The sequence below is a fragment of the Pedobacter sp. genome (genome assembly GCF_046462515.1).
GTDB lineage: Bacteria > Bacteroidota > Bacteroidia > Sphingobacteriales > Sphingobacteriaceae > Pedobacter.
In genome coordinates, this window is record NZ_JBKGVD010000008.1 from 744655 (window position 1) to 763486 (window position 18832).

General features: G+C 35.9%; 19 protein-coding genes. 8 read left to right on the forward strand and 11 right to left on the reverse strand.

Annotated features, from left to right (window positions below):
* Nucleotides 1–4: 4 nt before the first annotated feature.
* The gene (locus ACLHG9_RS11245; RefSeq protein WP_410221580.1) at nt 5–562 is read right to left on the reverse strand and encodes a dihydrofolate reductase family protein; all 558 of its coding nucleotides are present in this window, start codon (nt 560–562) and stop codon (nt 5–7) included.
* Nucleotides 563–594: 32 nt separating this feature from the next.
* Nucleotides 595–957 carry a DUF2200 domain-containing protein gene (locus ACLHG9_RS11250; protein ID WP_410221581.1) on the reverse strand — a complete coding sequence of 121 codons (363 nt, stop codon included), beginning with the start codon at nt 955–957 and terminating at the stop codon, nt 595–597.
* Nucleotides 958–1153: 196 nt separating this feature from the next.
* On the opposite strand from ACLHG9_RS11250, the gene ACLHG9_RS11255 reads away from it, so the two are divergent.
* From ACLHG9_RS11255 to pgl, 4 genes are all read left to right on the forward strand, one after another.
* Nucleotides 1154–3466, forward strand: a complete 2313-nt coding sequence (locus ACLHG9_RS11255; RefSeq protein WP_410221582.1) for a patatin-like phospholipase family protein — start codon at nt 1154–1156, stop codon at nt 3464–3466.
* Between the two features lie 83 nt (nt 3467–3549).
* A complete protein-coding gene (gene gndA, locus ACLHG9_RS11260) occupies nt 3550–4965 on the forward strand; it encodes an NADP-dependent phosphogluconate dehydrogenase (protein ID WP_410221583.1) in 1416 nt (471 codons plus the stop codon).
* A 28-nt stretch (nt 4966–4993) separates the two neighbouring features.
* On the forward strand, nt 4994–6505 hold the full coding sequence (gene zwf / locus ACLHG9_RS11265) for a glucose-6-phosphate dehydrogenase (RefSeq protein ID WP_410221584.1): 1512 nt from the start codon (nt 4994–4996) through the stop codon (nt 6503–6505).
* Nucleotides 6505–7233, forward strand: coding sequence for a 6-phosphogluconolactonase (pgl, locus tag ACLHG9_RS11270; protein WP_410221585.1), 729 nt, complete (start codon nt 6505–6507; stop codon nt 7231–7233). The genes zwf and pgl overlap by 1 nt, the downstream gene beginning before the upstream one ends.
* Before the next feature lie 12 nt (nt 7234–7245).
* Here the strand turns inward: pgl and trxA are convergent, their stop codons facing one another.
* The 5 genes from trxA to ACLHG9_RS11295 form a co-directional block, all read right to left on the reverse strand.
* Nucleotides 7246–7542 carry a thioredoxin gene (gene trxA, locus ACLHG9_RS11275; protein ID WP_410221586.1) on the reverse strand — a complete coding sequence of 99 codons (297 nt, stop codon included), beginning with the start codon at nt 7540–7542 and terminating at the stop codon, nt 7246–7248.
* A gap of 16 nt (nt 7543–7558) precedes the next feature.
* Complete coding sequence (locus ACLHG9_RS11280) at nt 7559–8179, reverse strand: hypothetical protein (RefSeq protein WP_410221587.1); 621 nt, start codon at nt 8177–8179, stop codon at nt 7559–7561.
* 1 nt (nt 8180) lies between these two features.
* The gene (gene bioA, locus ACLHG9_RS11285; protein WP_410221588.1) at nt 8181–9470 is read right to left on the reverse strand and encodes an adenosylmethionine--8-amino-7-oxononanoate transaminase; all 1290 of its coding nucleotides are present in this window, start codon (nt 9468–9470) and stop codon (nt 8181–8183) included.
* A gap of 62 nt (nt 9471–9532) precedes the next feature.
* Nucleotides 9533–9967 (reverse strand): NUDIX domain-containing protein, encoded by a 435-nt coding sequence (locus ACLHG9_RS11290; protein WP_410221589.1) that lies wholly within the window; start codon nt 9965–9967, stop codon nt 9533–9535.
* Nucleotides 9964–10941 carry a cation diffusion facilitator family transporter gene (locus tag ACLHG9_RS11295; RefSeq protein ID WP_410221590.1) on the reverse strand — a complete coding sequence of 326 codons (978 nt, stop codon included), beginning with the start codon at nt 10939–10941 and terminating at the stop codon, nt 9964–9966. The genes ACLHG9_RS11290 and ACLHG9_RS11295 overlap by 4 nt, the downstream gene beginning before the upstream one ends.
* Before the next feature lie 112 nt (nt 10942–11053).
* On the opposite strand from ACLHG9_RS11295, the gene ACLHG9_RS11300 reads away from it, so the two are divergent.
* On the forward strand, nt 11054–12250 hold the full coding sequence (locus ACLHG9_RS11300; protein WP_410221591.1) for a pyridoxal phosphate-dependent aminotransferase: 1197 nt from the start codon (nt 11054–11056) through the stop codon (nt 12248–12250).
* Between the two features lie 131 nt (nt 12251–12381).
* On the opposite strand, the gene ACLHG9_RS11305 is transcribed toward ACLHG9_RS11300, so the two are convergent.
* A complete protein-coding gene (locus tag ACLHG9_RS11305; protein ID WP_410221592.1) occupies nt 12382–12561 on the reverse strand; it encodes a histone H1 in 180 nt (59 codons plus the stop codon).
* A gap of 219 nt (nt 12562–12780) precedes the next feature.
* Here ACLHG9_RS11305 and ACLHG9_RS11310 point away from each other — a divergent pair, with 219 nt between their 5' ends.
* Nucleotides 12781–13545 carry an MBL fold metallo-hydrolase gene (locus ACLHG9_RS11310; RefSeq protein ID WP_410221593.1) on the forward strand — a complete coding sequence of 255 codons (765 nt, stop codon included), beginning with the start codon at nt 12781–12783 and terminating at the stop codon, nt 13543–13545.
* On the opposite strand, the gene ACLHG9_RS11315 is transcribed toward ACLHG9_RS11310, so the two are convergent.
* Complete coding sequence (locus ACLHG9_RS11315; RefSeq protein ID WP_410221594.1) at nt 13542–14570, reverse strand: LD-carboxypeptidase; 1029 nt, start codon at nt 14568–14570, stop codon at nt 13542–13544. The genes ACLHG9_RS11310 and ACLHG9_RS11315 overlap by 4 nt on opposite strands.
* A gap of 130 nt (nt 14571–14700) precedes the next feature.
* Between ACLHG9_RS11315 and purB the strand changes: the two genes are divergently transcribed.
* On the forward strand, nt 14701–16047 hold the full coding sequence (gene purB, locus ACLHG9_RS11320) for an adenylosuccinate lyase (RefSeq protein WP_410221595.1): 1347 nt from the start codon (nt 14701–14703) through the stop codon (nt 16045–16047).
* Between the two features lie 77 nt (nt 16048–16124).
* Nucleotides 16125–16673 (forward strand): NifU family protein, encoded by a 549-nt coding sequence (locus tag ACLHG9_RS11325; protein WP_410221596.1) that lies wholly within the window; start codon nt 16125–16127, stop codon nt 16671–16673.
* A 57-nt stretch (nt 16674–16730) separates the two neighbouring features.
* Here ACLHG9_RS11325 and ACLHG9_RS11330 read toward each other — a convergent pair whose 3' ends face one another.
* Nucleotides 16731–17525, reverse strand: coding sequence for an inositol monophosphatase family protein (locus ACLHG9_RS11330; protein ID WP_410221597.1), 795 nt, complete (start codon nt 17523–17525; stop codon nt 16731–16733).
* A 2-nt stretch (nt 17526–17527) separates the two neighbouring features.
* Nucleotides 17528–18682: a prolipoprotein diacylglyceryl transferase gene (locus ACLHG9_RS11335; RefSeq protein WP_410221598.1), complete on the reverse strand. Its 1155-nt coding sequence runs from the start codon at nt 18680–18682 to the stop codon at nt 17528–17530.
* Nucleotides 18683–18832: the final 150 nt, after the last annotated feature.

The window sequence follows — 18832 nt, forward strand, 5'->3', positions numbered from 1 at the left end:
TGCGCTATAGATGGTTATTTTTTGGTTCATAGTAAAGAATTATTCCTCCAAAATCAAAAGTTTTGGTTTTTACAAGCTTAAGCATCACCTTATTAGGTATATTCTTAAATAAAAGCAAACCGCTTCCGGCTATAACAGGATGGATACAAAGTTGATACTCATCTATTAAATTAAGCTTTGTTAAAGCTACGATCAAACTCGGACTACATACTAAAATATCTTTACCTTCTTGTTGTTTAAGTTTTAAAACTTCTTCTTTAAGATCATAATCGGCCAGCTTTGCACTTTTCCAATCTACTTTTTTTAATGTGCGAGAAAAAACAATTTTAGGAATGTGGTCTATGGCCACAGCAAAATCATCCATAAATTTATTTCCTGTGGGATTTTCTAAAATAGGCCGCCAATATTCCATAAGCTGATAGGTTATTCTGCCATATAGGGCAGTACCTGAACGGTTTAATAAATCAGCATAATGCCGATGGATTGCTTCATCAGGAATACCAGCCGTATGATCGCAAACCCCATCAAGTGTCATATTCATTGCTGCAATTAGCTTTCTCATATCTTATTTATTTGCAGTGATTTTAAGCCTGTTTAATTCTGCCTCAAAATTTTGCTCATTGCTTTACCTTTAGCCAGCTCGTCAATCAATTTATCTAAATAACGGATTTTTCGCATCAGCTCCTCTTCTATTTCTTCTATACGATAACCACAGATTACCCCTGTAATTTTTGAAGCATTAGGGTTAATTTGAGGTGCCTCAGCAAAAAAAGTTTCAAAATTGTTTTTTTGATCAATCTGTTGCTGCAAAGCTTTTTGGTCATAGCCCGTTAACCAGCAAATAATTTCATCTACTTCTGCTTTAGTCCTCCCTTTTTTCTCTGCCTTCTGAATGTAATGTGGATAAACACCTGCAAAAGACATTTTATATACTTTTTCGTAATTTTTATTGTTCATATCCGGATTTAATCTAGTCTTCGTTTTTTACTGATTTCCAAATTTACCAAAATATGAACCCGATTAAAAACCCTGTGGATGTATTCTTGTAAGATAAGCGTCAATTAGCTTTTTAAAAACCTTAGTTTACCGCTTTCTCTTTGCTTTACAAAAGCATAATCTTTAAATTTAAGCACTGAAACCATAAAAAATACTGATGCGGTTCCTGTTTGTACTCGTAATATTATTTTTCAACTTAAATATAGGCCATGCCCAAAAAGTAGGCCTGGTTTTTAGTGGTGGCGGTGCAAAAGGCCTGGCACACATTGGTACACTGAAAGCGCTGGAAGAAAACAATATACCGGTTGATTATATTACCGGAACTTCTATGGGAGCTATTGTAGGTGGTTTATATGCAGCTGGCTACTCTCCCGCTCAAATTGAAAAAATTGCCCTGAGCAAAGATTTTCAGGATTGGGTAAACGGCCGTTATACCAGCGATTACAGTTTTTATTTTCAAAAAAATCCGCCTAATGCTTCAAGCATCAATGCCAAACTTAATATAGATACAGGTTTAAGGTTATCGTTCAGATCGAGTTTAATTAATGATATACCCTTAAATTTTGCCCTTCTGGAATTACTTTCACAGGCTTCTGCTATTGCTAAAGATAACTTTAACCAGCTTTTTGTGCCTTACCGCTGTATGGTTTCTGATGTGCTATCGCAAAAGAGTATTACCATGAGCAAAGGAAGTCTGGCCGATGCCGTAAGAGCCAGTATGACTGTACCTTTAATTTATAGACCTATTAGAATTAACGATAAGCTATATTTTGATGGCGGCATCTATAATAATTTCCCCGCCGATGTAATGCAGAAAGAGTTTAGTCCCGATATTATTATTGGGGCAAATGTTTCGTCTAAAACCTATAATGAATACCCCAAAAACGACGACCGTTTAATGAACCGCCTATTAATGTATATGTTTTTGGCAAAATCTGATTCTACACTGGTTGGAAAAGAAGGCATATACATAGAGCCCAATCTCAGCGATTACTCTTCTACCAACTTTGTACCTGTAGCAGAAATTATCCAAAAAGGTTACGAAGCTACTATGGCCAATATGGAACAGATCAAAAAACACATTAAACGACGCGTTAACCCACAGGAACTGCTGCAAAAAAGAATTGAATTCAATGAACGTAAATCTGATCTCATTTTTAGTGATGTGGTGGTTTATGGCGTAAACTCACAGCAGAAAAAATATATTGAACGTTTGTTTAAAAGCGATCGTCCCAATTTTAATTTAGATGATATTAAAAGAGGTTATTATAAATTAGTAGCCGACGAAACTTTTGAATCTGTATATCCTAAGATTTTTTATGACGATATTCACGACAGTTATATTTTTGAAATCTATGCACGGCCTAAAAAAAGCTTTAAAATAGATTTTGGAGGTAACATTTCAACCAGGCCTATCAGCAATGTCTTTTTGGGTATTCAATACAATTACATCAATAAAAAGGCTTATACATTTGGTGCAAACTTTTATTCGGGCAGGTTCTATGAAGCGGCCCAGCTTAATGGTCGTGTAGATTTCCCAAGTAAACTCCCTATCTTTTTAGCTTCCGAAATAACTTTTAACCACTGGAATTATTATAACACCAGTCAGATTTTTATCGAAAATCCTAAACCTGTATATATTGAGCAAACAGACCGCAAAATAGACCTTAAACTGGGAGTTCCTTTAAACAAGAACAGCAGGTTGGTTTTAAATTCAGCTTTTATATATAATTCAAACTATTACAGCCCAAACAACACTTTTGCTGTGGGCGATATATTGGATAAAACCTCTTTTAGCGGGTTTAGTTCAGGCTTAACCTTTGAAAAAAACTCATTGAACCGAAAACAATATGCTACCGCTGGTAAATATATTTATATTGGTTTTAATATAAACCACGGCAGAGAAAACTATATACCCGGCAATATATTTCAGCATATTTTGCCTTTACAGGTACCCAGCCCTTTAACACACCATTATAAAAACTGGGTAAATGTTAAGCTCAGTTACGAAAACTATTTCTTAAGAATAAAAAGTTACAGTCTTGCTGCATTTACAGAAGCTGTGCTATCTAATCAGGATCTTTCAAATAATTATTACGCCACCTTACTGCAGGCGCCAACTTTTTACCCTTTACAAGACAGTAGATCTATTTTTTTAGAGAATTTTAAAGCTCATACTTATGGAGCAGCCGGCATAAAAAATGTATTTAATTTAAAACGGAATTTAGATCTGCGCATAGAAGGTTACCTATTTATGCCACATAGAGCTTTTGCTAAAATAGGTTTGCAAGAAGTTACTTACCAGCAGCCTTTTGAAAAAATATATTATGCAGCTACAACCGGATTGGTTTATCAATCGCCTTTAGGTCCTGTAAGTTTAAGTTACAATTATTACGATGACGAAAGGAAAAGACACGGCGTATTATTTCACATAGGTTATCTTATTTACAATAAAAAGTCATTAGAATAATATATTTTTTGCATTCCAGTTAAAAACAATTGAACTTAGCGGTTGTATTTAGAATACAGCAAAATTTTAATCCATACATATAAATGAACTCCCACAATAACTATAAGTTTGGCATGATCGGGCTCGGTACCATGGGCCGTAACCTGCTGCTTAACATGGCTGATAAAGGTTTTTCTGTAATCGGTCACGATAAAAACCTGCAGATGATCGCATTGCTTAAAGAAGAAGGAAAAGCACATCATCTTAACGGCTTTGCAGATGTTAAGGATTTTATCAATAGCCTTGAAAAACCACGAAAAATTATTTTATTGGTTCCGGCAGGTACAATTGTAGATAATGTGATCAATGAATTAATTCCGCTTTTAGACAAAGGAGACATCATTATAGATAGTGGCAATTCATATTTTGCCGATACCAGTCGCAGAGACGAAGAATTAAAAGCTTTAGGCATTCATTTCTTTGGTATGGGTATTTCAGGCGGCGAAGAAGGTGCCCGCTTTGGTCCAAGCTTAATGCCAGGCGGCGATAAAGAAGCTTACGCCATGATGAAAGACGTGCTGGAAGCCGTATCAGCCAAAGTAGATAACGAACCTTGCGTCACTTATATTGGTCCGGGGGCTTCAGGTCATTTTGTTAAAATGACACACAATGGTATTGAATATGCTATTATGCAGCTCATTGCCGAAATGTATGAATTCTTAAAAAATGGTCTTAATTACAACAACGAACAAATTCAACAGTTCTTTGCAAAATGCAATGAAGGCCGTTTAAAATCATTTCTTCTTGAAATTACGGCCAATATCTTTTTGGTTAAAGATAAACAGACAGGAAACTTGCTGGTAGATATGATACGCGATCAGGCCAAATCAAAAGGTACAGGCAAATGGACTTCTCAAATTGCAATGGATTTAGAGGTCCCTATTCCTACTATAGATTCGGCGGTTGCTATCAGAAATCTTTCAAAATTAAAGCAATTAAGGGTTTCATTAGAAAATGATTTAGGCAAATCTACACCTGTAAAGGCAGATCCTGAGATGAACGCACATTTGGAAAACGCCTTCTTCTTTGCTATGGTTAGTGCCTATGCTCAGGGATTGCACTTATTACAACAGGCATCACACACTTATGAATACAATCTAAATCTGGCAGAAATTGCCAAAATATGGCGTGGAGGATGTATAATTAGAGCATCTTTCTTATCAGATATTTACCAGGCTTACAATCGTAATCCGCAATTAACGCATCTTTTTAAAGATGAAAACATACAGCAACAATTATCAGATAGTTTAGACAGTACCCGTAAAATAATTACCAAAGCACTTAACCATGGTATTAGTGTACCGGCTTTTGCAGCATCTCTAACTTATTTTGATATGTTAAAAACAGCCCGTATGCCATCTAACTTAACTCAGGCACAACGCGATTATTTTGGAGCCCATACTTTTGAACGTACAGACGGAGAAGGCATTTTTCACAACAATTGGAATTCTGACATTTAACGCAGGTAAATCTTTTAATTAGCTATTCATGAAAAAGCGACAAAGCAATCTTAAACCTACTATATTTATCATATTTGGCGGCACCGGCGATCTGAATAAAAGGAAGCTGGCTCCTGCCCTTTACAATTTATACACAGAAAATTATATGCCCGGTAAATTTGCCATTATTGGCACCGGTCGCACTACTTATACAGATGCACAGTACAGAGAAGAAATACTACATAGTGTAAATGAATTTTCGAGAAACGGCAAAGTAGAAAAGGAACGTTGGGATATTTTTGAAAAGAATATACATTATATCTCTGTTGATATAGAAAAGCAAAAGACTTTTGAAGATCTGAAACAAGCTATTGTAAATTTACAGGAGCAATTTGGTCCAGAAACACAAACTATCTTCTATCTTGCGGTTGCACCTAATTTCTTCCCTTTAATAGCTGAATGTCTGCATAAGTATAAACTTACCTCAGACGAGGAGAAATGCCGCATTGTGATTGAAAAACCTTTTGGCCATGATTTAGAATCGGCTAAAAAACTCAACTGCTTATTAAGTGCCATTTTTACCGAGAAACAGATTTACCGTATAGATCATTACCTGGGAAAAGAAACTGTACAGAATATGATGGCTTTCCGTTTTGCCAATTCTCTGTTTGAACCTTTATGGAACAGGACTTATATTGAACATGTTCAGATTTCGGTAACAGAACAATTAGGTGTGGGCGAACGTGGCGGATATTATGAAGATGCGGGTGCTTTAAGAGATATGATTCAAAACCACCTTTTACAATTACTTTGTTTGGTAGGTATGGAAGCACCCATTTCTTTCAACGCCGATGAGATCAGGGATAGAAAAGTAGAGGTTTTAAAGGCCGTGAGACCATTTAAACCTGAAAGTGTAAGCTTACAGGCCGTAAGAGGTCAATATGGAAAAGGCTGGATAGAAGGTAAAGAAGTACCAGGTTACCGTTCTGAGAAGGATGTAGATCTTGAATCTAATACAGAAACATTTGCCGCCATTAAATTCTTTATAGATAACTGGCGCTGGCAGGGCGTACCTTTTTATTTACGTACAGGGAAAAGGCTTAATCAAACCTCTTCTACCATTACTATACAGTTTAGAGATGTTCCACACCATATATTTGCCACCAGTTCTATTGAAAGCTGGCAACAAAACCGTTTAATCATCAGCATTCAGCCCGAAATGAGTATACGTTTACAAGTGCAGTCTAAAAGACCCGGTCTTAACATGATCTTAAATCCGGTAGATATGATCTTTAATTATAAAGGTACTTACGACAACAATACACCTGAAGCATATGAAACCTTATTGCTGGATGTAATGACCGGTGATCAGACTTTATTTATGCGTGGTGATCAGGTTGAAACAGCATGGGAACTGGTAATGCCAATCATTAACCTTTGGGAAAATAAGAAATCATTGAATTTCCCTAATTACGCGGCCGACAGCTGGGGGCCCGAAGAAGCGGAAGCATTGATTGCTAAAGACGGATTTTATTGGTTTACCCTACCTGTTAAAGAATAATGAATTTACATATATACGAAGAAATTAATGCAATAAATGAAGCATTAGCACAGTACATTATATCTATTGGAAGACAAGCCATTGTAACCAACGGCAGGTTTAACTTTGTACTTACCGGAGGTAATTCGCCTAAAGGAGTTTATGAATTGCTTTCTACAAAATACAAGCTGGACATAGACTGGAGTAAAGTTTTTTTCTTTTTTGGAGATGAAAGAACAGTTGAACCTTTTCACAAAGATTATAACGGTTTAATGGCTAAAGAAACACTTTTTGATCATTTAAAAACACCTACAGACCATATCTTTTATGTGAATACTTATTTACAACCGCAAGATGCAGCAGCTGCTTATAAAAAAAGTATAGATAAGCATTTTGAAGGCAAAGAACCTATTTTTGATCTTATTTTATTAGGAATGGGCGATGATGCGCATACAGCTTCCATTTTTCCGCATACTACTTTAACTACTGTTACCGAAGCTGATGTACAGGCTGTTTTTGTAGAAAAGCTCAATACCTATCGGGTAAGTTTTACTGCCCCTTTAATCAATATGGCAGATCATGTTGCTTTTCTTACATTTGGAAAGAATAAAGCAACGGCCTTATATCATGTGCTGGGGCCTGAAAAAGATTATGCTTCGTTTCCTGCTCAGTTAATCAATCCTTTTAGATCGCCATTAAACTGGTTTATAGATGAAGAAGCTTATGCACTTTGCAAACAGAGCAATTAAAAAAATCTAAATTCACAGGTGATTTTGAATCACCTGTTTCAATTGCTGTGCAGTTATGGCACCACTTTGTCTCCATAACTGCTTACCGTTCTTAAATAAAATGAAAGTAGGTACACCCTGAACACTATATGCCGCTGCGGCGGCATTATTTTTATCTACATCAACCTTTATAATGGTAATCTGATCTTTAAGTTCAGCTTTAATTTCTGTTAAAACCGGAGCCATCATTTTGCATGGACCACACCATTCTGCAAAGAAATCAACCAAAACAGGTTGATTACCGTTAATTAAATCAGAAAATTTAGACATACTTTTTTTTGAATAATTAATTTACAACTATCTGAAGTTCATCTGCCAATGCCTGCATCCACATTTTGAACATCTCATCTTCTATTTTAACAATTTCGGCTGCATGTTGTTTCCAGTCTGGAGAAAACTCATTTAACTGGTTAATCATTTCTTCTAAATGCCCTTCTTCTTCCAAAATAATAGACTTTACGGTTACTTTGCTCTGAGCTTCGCTTAATACTTGTTGATAAACCGGATAAAGTTCATCAGCTCTTACTTCTATGGCATAAGTAACAAAAAGGTAGGCGGCAAACTTCAGGTCGTAACCAGAAAGGTTGAAATGCTTTTTAAGATAACGGCATACCTTAACATCTAAACTGTGCAGGTAATATTTGGTATGGTTCGGAGCTAATAACTCTGGCTGGGTATAAGTTTTACATAAATTCTCATCAAGTTTAGCCAGTTGCTTCTTTAAATAAAAAGCATGACGATGCTCTTCTGCAGCATGTTTTAACACCAATAAGGTAACCTGTTCTTTATGTTCTGAAGCAGATATTTTCTTTGCACCCGCATTTTCCATGAAAGATAAAGTGTTAAGCCATTTGCTATGGATAGCTGTATGTTTTACGATATGTTGTAATAATGGAGTAATCTGCATGCTAAAATATTTCTAATGCTGCTGTTATGGTTTGGTAAATGTAATCTAAATCCCGTTCTGAAATTACATAAGGCGGCAATATATAGATAATATTGCCCAAAGGCCTTAATATGATGTAATGTTCTAAAAAATAGGTGTATAAACGATCCCGTAATGAATTCAGGTAAGAAGTTTCATTTGATGTAGCCCATTCTAAAGCTAAAATGGTACCCGTTTGCCTTACTTCTTTCAATTTAGGGTGATGTTTTATACGCTCTGCAAATTGGGCATGTTGTTGTTTAATACGGTTAATATTTGCCAGGGTTTGTGGTTGCAATAACAGGTCTAAACTTGCCAAAGAAGCAGCGCAGGCAATTGGGTTAGCCGTAAAAGAATGTCCGTGGTAAAGCGTCTTCAATTTATCATCGCTATAAAAAGCGTCAAATACCTGTTGGTTACAGGTGGTTATTCCCATAGCCATGGTACCGCCTGTTAAACCTTTGCTTAAACAGAAAATATCAGGTTTTGAAACTAATTGCTCACAGGCAAAAAAAGTACCTGTGCGTCCAAAACCGGTCATAACCTCATCTGCAATGGTTAAAATACTTTGTGTTTTACATAAAGCAACTAATTCATCTAAATAAGTTGCTTCATACATGAGCATCCCTCCAGAACCCAATATCAAAGGTTCAAAAATGAAACAAGCAACCTCATCTCCTATCGCGGCAATTTTTTCTTTGATGATCTCAATATTTGCAGCATTGGGTAGGTCAATAAAATCTACTTCAAATAATAAATCGCTAAAAGGATGGGTAAAAATACTGCGGGCGCTAACAGCCATCGCACCAAAAGTATCTCCATGATAAGAGTTGTTAAATGCAAGAATTTTTTTTCGCTTGCTCATACCTTTATTGTGCCAATACTGCAAGCACATTTTTAAGGCCACTTCTACTGCTGTTGAGCCATTATCGCTATAGAATACTTTTTTTTGGTTTCCAGGCAGTAAATTTAATAATCTTTCTGCCAGTTGTATAGCGGGTTCATGGGTAAAACCTGCAAAAATCACATGTTCCAGTTCTTTGGCCTGTTTGGCAACTGCGTCTGCAATAGCAGCATTACCATGTCCATGTATATTTACCCACCACGATGATACGGCATCAATATATTGCGTACCATCTTCTGTTAATAAATAAACACCTTTACCTTTTACTATGGGTATATGTGTAAGGGCATTTTTCATCTGGGTATATGGATGCCAGATTACCGCTCTGTCTCTTTCCTCTAAATTGCGCATTGAATAAGAATCTGCCATTTTAACTTCGCAAAACTACATTTATTCCATTTAAAAATTCAACTTTTAACTTTAAATAGAACTTAGAATTTTTGCTTTAACAGTCCTACAACAACTTTGTCGGTTTTAAAAGTTACATCTTCTACCTGTAGGCTACTTATGCTTCTCCATCTGAAACTTTGAAACAATCCGGCTTCAAAGTCAAATGCTTTTTCTTTGGGTACAAAATTTAAAGTAGAAACAGCCTTAACCAGATAATAAATACTGATTACCTGACTGTCATTAAATGAAGACTTTTCATAAAAATCTGTAGTATAAAAATGTGAAATGACTTCTATCTCAGTCTGGCATTCTTCTATAAATTCGCGCTTCAATGCTTCTATGAGGCCTTCTCCCAATTCAAGTCCGCCTCCTGGAAATTTAGTAAAATGCCTACCCACCTCAAACTCATCACTCAATAAAACTTCATTGTGTTCATTAAGCAACAGCCCGTAAACTCTTATATTGAAATAACTCATTGACTAAAATGTTTCTGGTTTTTTGTTACATTATCCAGATTCCACACAATTTCATGCTTAAAAGCTTCAGCCCTTACAGGACAATCGTTCATTTTACAATAGTGACAACAGGCCGGTAAGCAGGGGTCTGCATGGATAAAAAACTCTGTTTTATGTGTGGTAGAATGATTGATCAATTTATCTATATCTGAGATTTCTTTATGAACTTTGTTCAGGTCATAATAATAAGGTAAAGTTACATGACAATCTATGTGAAGATCGGCGCCATATTGCTGTGTTCTTAAATTATGAATGTCAATCCAGCTGTTATGCCTGTTTTCCTGTAAGATATTTACCACTTCCCCTACCAGTTCTACATTACTTTCGTCCATTAAACCACCCACCGATTTTCTGATTAGTTTATAGCCCGAAAAAATAATATAAACCCCAACAAGAATAGAAATAATACTATCTAAACGATAGATTCCTGTAAACTCTATAATAAGAATACCAACAATTAAACCTGCGCTAGTTATCGTGTCTGTTAAAAGGTGTTTCCCATCTGCTTCTAAAGTAAGTGATTTATTGGCCTTACCCGTTTTAATAAGATACAAACCTATTATAAGATTAACGAAACCTGTTACACCAATAATAATTGCACCTTCAAAAAGCTGCTGTATCTGCTTAGGATAAAACAAATCGAAGCCAGATTTTACAACAATGATAATTCCTGCAATTACAATGAGAACACCCTCTATAAAAGCCGAAAAGAATTCTACCTTTCCATGGCCGTAAGGGTGGTTTTCATCTTTAGGCTGTGTAGAGAGGTAAATACTATAAAAAGCAAATGAGCTGGCTACAATATTTACAATGCTTTCTGCCGCATCGGTAAGTATTGCGTTTGAGTTAGTTATGGCATAGGCTACAAATTTGGCAACCATTAATATTACTCCAACACAGAGCGACACCAAAATTGCTTTTTTATTTGTATGCATAAACCAAATTTTGTTGGTAAAAATACAATTAAAACCACCATTTCTTACAAAGAAAATCTTTTTTTAGCGCCTTATTAAATAGTTTTTATATTTGTTTTTCTCAACTACGACCATGACATTTTTATCAGACAGAATCAACAGCCTATCAGAATCTGCAACACTTAAGATGACCAAACTTAGCCGCGAGTTAGCAGCTAAAGGGGTTAACGTTATTAATTTAAGTGTAGGTGAACCAGACTTTAATACACCTGAGTATATTAAAGACGCGGCTAAAAAAGCATTAGATGAAAACTATACCCGCTACTCTCCTGTTCCGGGATATCCTGAATTGCGACAAGCTATTGCCAACAAATTAAAACGAGAAAACAATTTAGACTATGATATGTCTCAGATTGTGGTTTCAACAGGTGCAAAGCAATCGCTTTCTAATGTTATTTTAACCCTAATCAATCCGGGCGATGAAGTAATTATTCCTACACCATACTGGGTGTCTTATTCTGAAATGGTAACCTTAGCAGAAGGTAAAGCTGTTTATATTGATACTACGATAGAAAGCGATTTTAAGATTACTCCTGAGCAATTGGAAACTGCAATTACACCTAAAAGCAAGCTTTTCATGTTCTCTTCGCCATGTAACCCTACAGGTTCGGTATACAGTAAGGCCGAATTGGCTGCTCTAGCTAAAGTTTTTGAGAAACATCCTGATATCTTTATTATTTCAGATGAGATTTACGAGCATATCAACTTTATAGATAAACATGAATCTATTGCTCAATTTCCTGAGATTAAAGAGCGTGTAATCATTGTAAACGGTTTTTCTAAAGCTTATGCAATGACAGGTTGGAGATTAGGCTACATTGCTGCAAGCAAAGAATTGGCTGCTGCCAATGATAAAATGCAGGGACAAACCACGTCAGGCACCTGTTCTATTGCACAACGTGCTGGTATTGCTGCTTATGAGCATAGCTTAGATAGTGTAATGGAGATGAAAGCCGCCTTTGCACGCCGTAGGGAATTGGTTTATAATTTATTGAATGAAATACCCGGTGTTAAAACCAATTTACCACAGGGTGCATTTTATTTCTTTCCTGAAATAAGTTCTTTCTTTGGTAAACAGGATGAAACCGGTAAGGTTATAGAAAACTCTGCTGATTTAGCTTTATACCTGTTAAATACTGCACATGTGGCAACTGTTGGTGGCGACAGCTTTGGTAATAACAACTACATAAGATTATCGTATGCGGCCTCTGATGAAAGTCTTAAAGAGGCGCTTCGCCGCATAAAAGAAGCCTTATCCAAACTAAAATAATCACCTCAAATAAATAAAAATACGGGAGCTTAACTCCCGATTTTTTATTGACCAAAAATTTTAACAATAAAAAACCCACTTTAACAAATGTAAAAGCGGGTTTTTTAAATAAATTACTTAGAGCGTCTTTCTTATTTTGCGCTGTTTTTCTTTTCTGTAATTTCAGTACGAATCTCTTGAGCTAAGCCTTTTAAATCTTGCATAGCTTTACGTACTCTTGTTCCTGCAGCTGAATTACCTGCGTTATAAAATTTCTCAACGTCTGCCTCAATTGCAGCTACTACTTCTTTAACTTTTGCAAATTTTTCCATTGTTTTAATTTTTTTGTTAGTCAAATATATCATTTAAACGGAAAAAACAAGCACTTCTTTCGATTAAATGCACTTTTTTTATATTTTATTTATCAACAATCAACATTTTATCAATTCTTTAAACAAAATATATTCTTCAAAAAGAGCCAAGAAAAGTATACTTGTTTTTATGAACATTCATTAAAAATGAGATTTTAAATCAGCATTTTTGCATTTGATATGGCTTTATACTTTGCATCTTTAAATACCGGTAGCAATGGCAATTGTTTTTACATTGGAAATGAAGAACATGCGGTACTGATTGATGCCGGAATAAGCTGTAAGGAAACGCTGATCAGGCTAAACAGGTTAGGGCTAACTATAGAAAAAGTTAAGGCCATATTCATAAGTCATGAACACAGCGATCATATAAAAGGACTGAGTGTAATTTCAAAAAAATACCAGATACCCGTATATATTACTTTAAAAACACTGTTAAACAGCAGCTTAAGCTTACCAGAGCATTTGGTTAACTTCTTTGAAACCGATGATGTTATCCGTATAGCAGACCTGAATATAAAAGCTTTTGCCAAATTTCACGATGCCGCGGAGCCTCACAGCTTTGTAATTGATAACGCACAAAATAAAATCGGTGTGTTTACTGATATAGGAAACGTATGTGAAAACGTAATGCTACATTTTAAAGATTGTGATGCTGTATTTTTAGAGGCCAATTATGATGAAGAAATGCTCGAAAAAGGCAGGTACCCCTATTACCTTAAACACAGGATTAGCAGTGGCAGAGGACATTTATCTAATAAAAAAGCGCTGGAATTATTTAAAAACCATCAGTCTGAAAAATTACGTTACCTGTTTCTTTCTCATTTAAGCAAGGATAACAATTGCCCGGACCTGGTTTACAATCTTTTTAAAACTCATGCTTTACAAACAGAAGTATTTGTAGCTTCAAGATATGAAGAAACTTCGGTTTTTATACTAGACTAAATCTCATACAGGCTTGTACCTGTGCTGGTTACTTCCAATATATGCTTAACTCCGCATTTTAATGCATAATTTGCTTTTTGGTGACCAACCGGAAAATCAAAACATACTGGATAATCATATCCAGAAACTTTATCCATTACAATTTCTATAATCGTTTTGCCAAATTCGTCACCCTCATCATCTTTTTTGAGCTTAAATCCGCCTACAATCAAACCTTTCAGTTTATCTAATTTGCCGCTTCTCTTCAGGTTATAGAACATTCTATCTATAGAATAAAGGTATTCTCCGGTATCTTCTACAAACAATATCTTATTACGGGTCTCAATTTCAGATTTGCTGCCCGCAAGGTTTTCTATGCAACGCAGATTTCCGCCGATGAGCTCTCCCTTTGCAATACCTGTTCTGTTATTCACGTTATAAACGGCAGTATATTTCATTTTCTCTCCCGTTAAAGCCTGTCTTATAGAATTAATGGTATCTACTTGTATAGGTTCTGCCAAATCCCAATTAGAAGGGAAACTGTTACACATTTTAGAATGTATAGAAGCTATATGATAATTGCTATTGATATGGCAATGCAAAACGGTTATATCACTAAAACCTATCAGCCATTTGGGCTGTGCTTTAAAGCGTGAAAAATCAAGCTGGTCTACAATCCTGATAGCTCCATACCCCCCTCTTGCACACATAATGGCATTCACTCCAGCATCATCAAGCATAGCTTGCATATCCTCTAAACGTTCCTGATCTGTACCGCCAAAAGTAAAATCTCTTGCGCCTACCGTTTTTCCTATCTTGATATTAAAGCCCCAGCTTTCCATTTGCTTAACCGCTGGCTCAATTTCTTCTCTGGTAATATAACCTGCCGGACAGGTAATACCAATTGTATCGCCATTTGATAACGGTGCAGGTATACGTGATCCAAAGTAATGAGTATTTTCTGTACTTGAAGCATAACTCTTCAGGTTAAATGCATTTAAGAAAATACCGACAGGAATAATAGATAAGAAATGTTTGCGGTTCATGGATTGTAAAAGGCTTAAAATCGTTAAGATATTGTAGCCTCTAAATTATTGCAATTATGTTTTAAAACAAACCATTGCAAAAAGAAAAGATATGTTAACTTTGCGTTTTTGGTAAAAAAACAAATACAATATGTCATTATCTCCGCTTCAGGCTATTTCTCCTATTGATGGCCGTTACCGTAAAACAACCGAACGTTTAGCAAATTACTTTTCTGAATACGCTTTAATCAAATACCGCGTTTTTGTAGAAATAGAATATTTTATTGCATTGGTTGAGGCCAAAATTACAGGGCTTGAAAATTTTGATAAACAGACATATGCTCAGTTAAGAGCTATTTACCAAAACTTTAATGATGATGATGCGCAACAAGTAAAAGAAACCGAAAGTATAACCAATCATGATGTAAAGGCCGTAGAATATTTTATCAAAGCAAAGTTTGACAATTTAAACCTGCAGGCCTATAAAGAGTTTATTCACTTTGGCTTAACCTCTCAGGACATCAACAATACAGCCGTACCTTACACCTTTAAATTGGCTTTAAATGAAAGTTATTTACCAGCTATTACACAGCTTATTGATAAATTAACTGAACTGGCTAACGAGTGGAAGAATGTTCCTTTGCTTGCCCATACGCACGGACAACCTGCATCTCCAACCAAACTAGGTAAAGAATTCATGGTTTTTGTAGAACGTTTAAACATTCAGGTAAATCAATTAAAATCTATCCCTAACGGGGCTAAATTCGGAGGAGCTACAGGCAATTTTAATGCCCACCATATTGCTTACCCGCAGGTAAACTGGGTAGATTTTTCAAATAACTTTGTAAATAATACCTTAGGTTTAAGCAGAGCACAGTACACAACACAAATTGAACACTACGATCAGTTTGCCGCCCAGTGCGATGCATTAAAACGGATCAATAACATTATTATAGATTTAGATCGTGATATCTGGAGCTATATTTCTAAAAACTACTTTAAACAAAGAATTAAAGCAGGCGAAGTAGGCTCATCTGCCATGCCGCATAAGGTTAATCCTATCGATTTTGAAAACGCAGAAGGTAATGCAGGAATAGCCAATGCAGTATTTGAGTTTTTAGCAGCCAAATTACCTATATCTCGTTTACAACGCGATTTAACCGATTCTACCGTATTACGTAACATTGGAGTTCCTTTTGCCCATACCATTATTGCGATCAATTCTACTTTAAGAGGATTGAACAAAATCATTTTAAATGAAGAAGCTATTGAGGCTGATCTTGAAAATAACTGGGCTGTAGTTGCAGAAGCTATTCAAACTGTATTACGTAGAGAGGCTTATCCAAACCCTTATGAAGCTTTGAAAGCACTTACACGTACCAATCAAAAAATAACAGCGCAGACCATGGCCAGCTTTATTGACGAGCTTGATGTAAATGAAAATGTTAAGAATGAACTAAAACAGATTACACCTTTTAATTATACGGGTATTTTTTAATTAATGACCTTATACAGACAAGCGAACTTACAATTTGCGTTATTAATACATAAATTTGTATCATTAATTTTTAAGAAATGACTATAAACGTATATACAGAACAAACGCCTAACCCTGCAACCATGAAGTTTATGGTAAATAAACTTTTAATTAACGGAAGCGAAGATTTTGCTACAAAAGAAAGCGCAGAAAAGTCGCCATTTGCTAAAGAGTTGTTCAAATTTAACTTTGTTAACGGTGTATTCTTTGCCAGTAATTTTGTAACCATTACTAAAACCGACGATGCGGACTGGAGTGATATAGAAGCAATCTTAAAAGAATTTGTTAAAGGCGCAGTAGAAAGCGAGTTAAAGATTAAAGAAGTTTCAGAAGAAGCACCTGCTTTTGAAGGAACAGAAACAGAAATTAAGATACAGCAAATCTTACACGATTATGTACGTCCGGCTGTTGAGCAGGATGGCGGAGCCATTACATATAAATCTTTTGACGATGGCGTGGTTACGGTTGAACTGAGAGGTTCTTGCAGCGGATGCCCGTCAAGTACAATTACCTTGAAATCGGGTATACAGAACCTTTTACAGCGTATGGTTCCTGAAGTTAAGGAAGTTGTTTCTGAAGCAATGTAATTTATTAGGTTAATTTTCAATAAGAAAGCTATCTGAACAGGTTTCAGGTAGCTTTTTTTATGCGTTGAAATGTTTCTTTATAGTATCTAATATTTCATCAGTCACCAATCCATTTGAGGCTAAAACTTCTCTGGCATTGAATATTTCGGTTCCTCCTGAGAAATTGGTAACCACACCACCTGCCTGCTGCACAATAAAAGCACCTGCAGCAACATCGTAAGCATTTAAATTATACTCAAAATAGCCATCAAACCTTCCGCAAGCTACATAAACCAAATCAACTGCCGCAGAACCGATCCGCCTCAATCCATGACATTTTTGCATCATTTCTGTAAAAAGACGGATATACTGCTCTTGCTTGTCAAATTGATAATAGGGAAAGCCAGTAGCCAGTAAAGATTGTGATAATAAGGCATTTTTAGAAACACTGATCTCTTTATTGTTCAGATAAGCAGGAGCACCTTTATACGAGTAAAACATTTCTCCCCTGTTAATTTCATACACAACCCCAACTACAGGCTTGTCTTCTTCGTATAAAGCAATGCTTATAGAATAAGTAGGTATACCATGTATAAAATTAGTAGTCCCATCTAAAGGATCTATAATCCATGTATAGCTTCTATTGTATATATTCTCGGTATCCTCTTCAGTAATAAACCCTGCACCCGGTAAAATCTTTTTTAGGTTTTTAACCAGTTGCTTCTCAGCATTTTTATCTACATACGAAACCAGATCGTTCAACCCTTTATATTCTATAGCTGCAGCATCAAAAGACATGGCTTCCTTTCTGATAAAGTTTCCTGTTAAACGGGCTATAGCTATAACCTTATTGCAGATCAGTTCGTAATTCATGTTTAATACTTAGCCAGTTTTTCTTTGTTTCTTGTTGCAAGAAGAACCATTAACAAGCCTGCGATAAATAAAATTACCGAAATCAGTTCTGCCTGTGTAAATGAAAGATCTCCTATTCTGTATTTAGAGTTTACCCTGATCAGTTCTATGAAAAAACGCTCTACACCAGCAAACATCAGATAAATACCAAACATGATACCCGGTATCTGGATACGCTTTCTTAATTTCCACAAGATTAAAAAGATGATAAATGCGGCTATAATCTCATATAGCGGTGTAGGATAAACCGGATTAGGCAATACATTGCAGTACCTCCCTATGCATCCTTCTATAGGTACGCCCTCGCCAGCAACATTATTTGGATAAGTGTAAGCCCATGCCCAATCAGGTAGCCACGAAAAAGGCTTTGGATGTAAATTAACGATACCCCAGTCACCATCACCAGATAAATGACAGCCTATACGCCCCACGCTGTAGGCAAGCATCATTCCCGGGGCCCCTACATCTAACATATGCAAAGGCTTTATGCCATATTTATTAGCAATGTATAAAACAGCAGCACCTCCGCATATTAATCCACCGTAAAAGGTCAAACCACTAAAAGAAAGCAATCCACCTATTGGATCTTGTACAAAACTGTCCCAATGCTCCAGATTATCAAATACTTTAGCGCCTAAAAAACCAAAAACAGCAGCCCACACCACCATGCTGCTCATCACTTCATAAGGATGTACAGTAATTTCTGTGGTTTTAGGTTTAGCTAATTTTGTTTTTTCCTTTTCTTTATAAGCCCAGTACACAAAAAGAGCCGCTAAAGCGATGCCTCCCAAAAGATTTCCTCTGGCTGATAAAATAAATGACTGCGTATCTGCAACAAACAGTTTATAATTAAGCAAGGCATCAATGAGTTTATAACCTATAATAAAACCAAAGAAACCATTAGAAACCATTTCCATAGTTGAAACAGGCGTACCAACAGTTACTGTTTTTTTAAATGGTTTTAATATGCCAAGCGCTTCCTTACGTTTTAACTCTTGTGTAAAAGCCCAGTAGGCAGCAACAAAAGCTAAGGCTACAAATACACCAAAAGTATTAAATGGCAAAGGTATCTCTATGCCAAACAGATAAGAAATAAAGTGCGATACGGTTGGAAACATGCTTAATTAAGTTTTAGCGAATATAGGAAACTCTATGCAGTTTTTATCACTTATTTGCCTGTTTTTATTAACAAGGGAGGCTTTTAAACTGATAAAATAATGATCATGATCGGTCTAGAACCATAGGGTTTTAAATTATAAACCTTAACT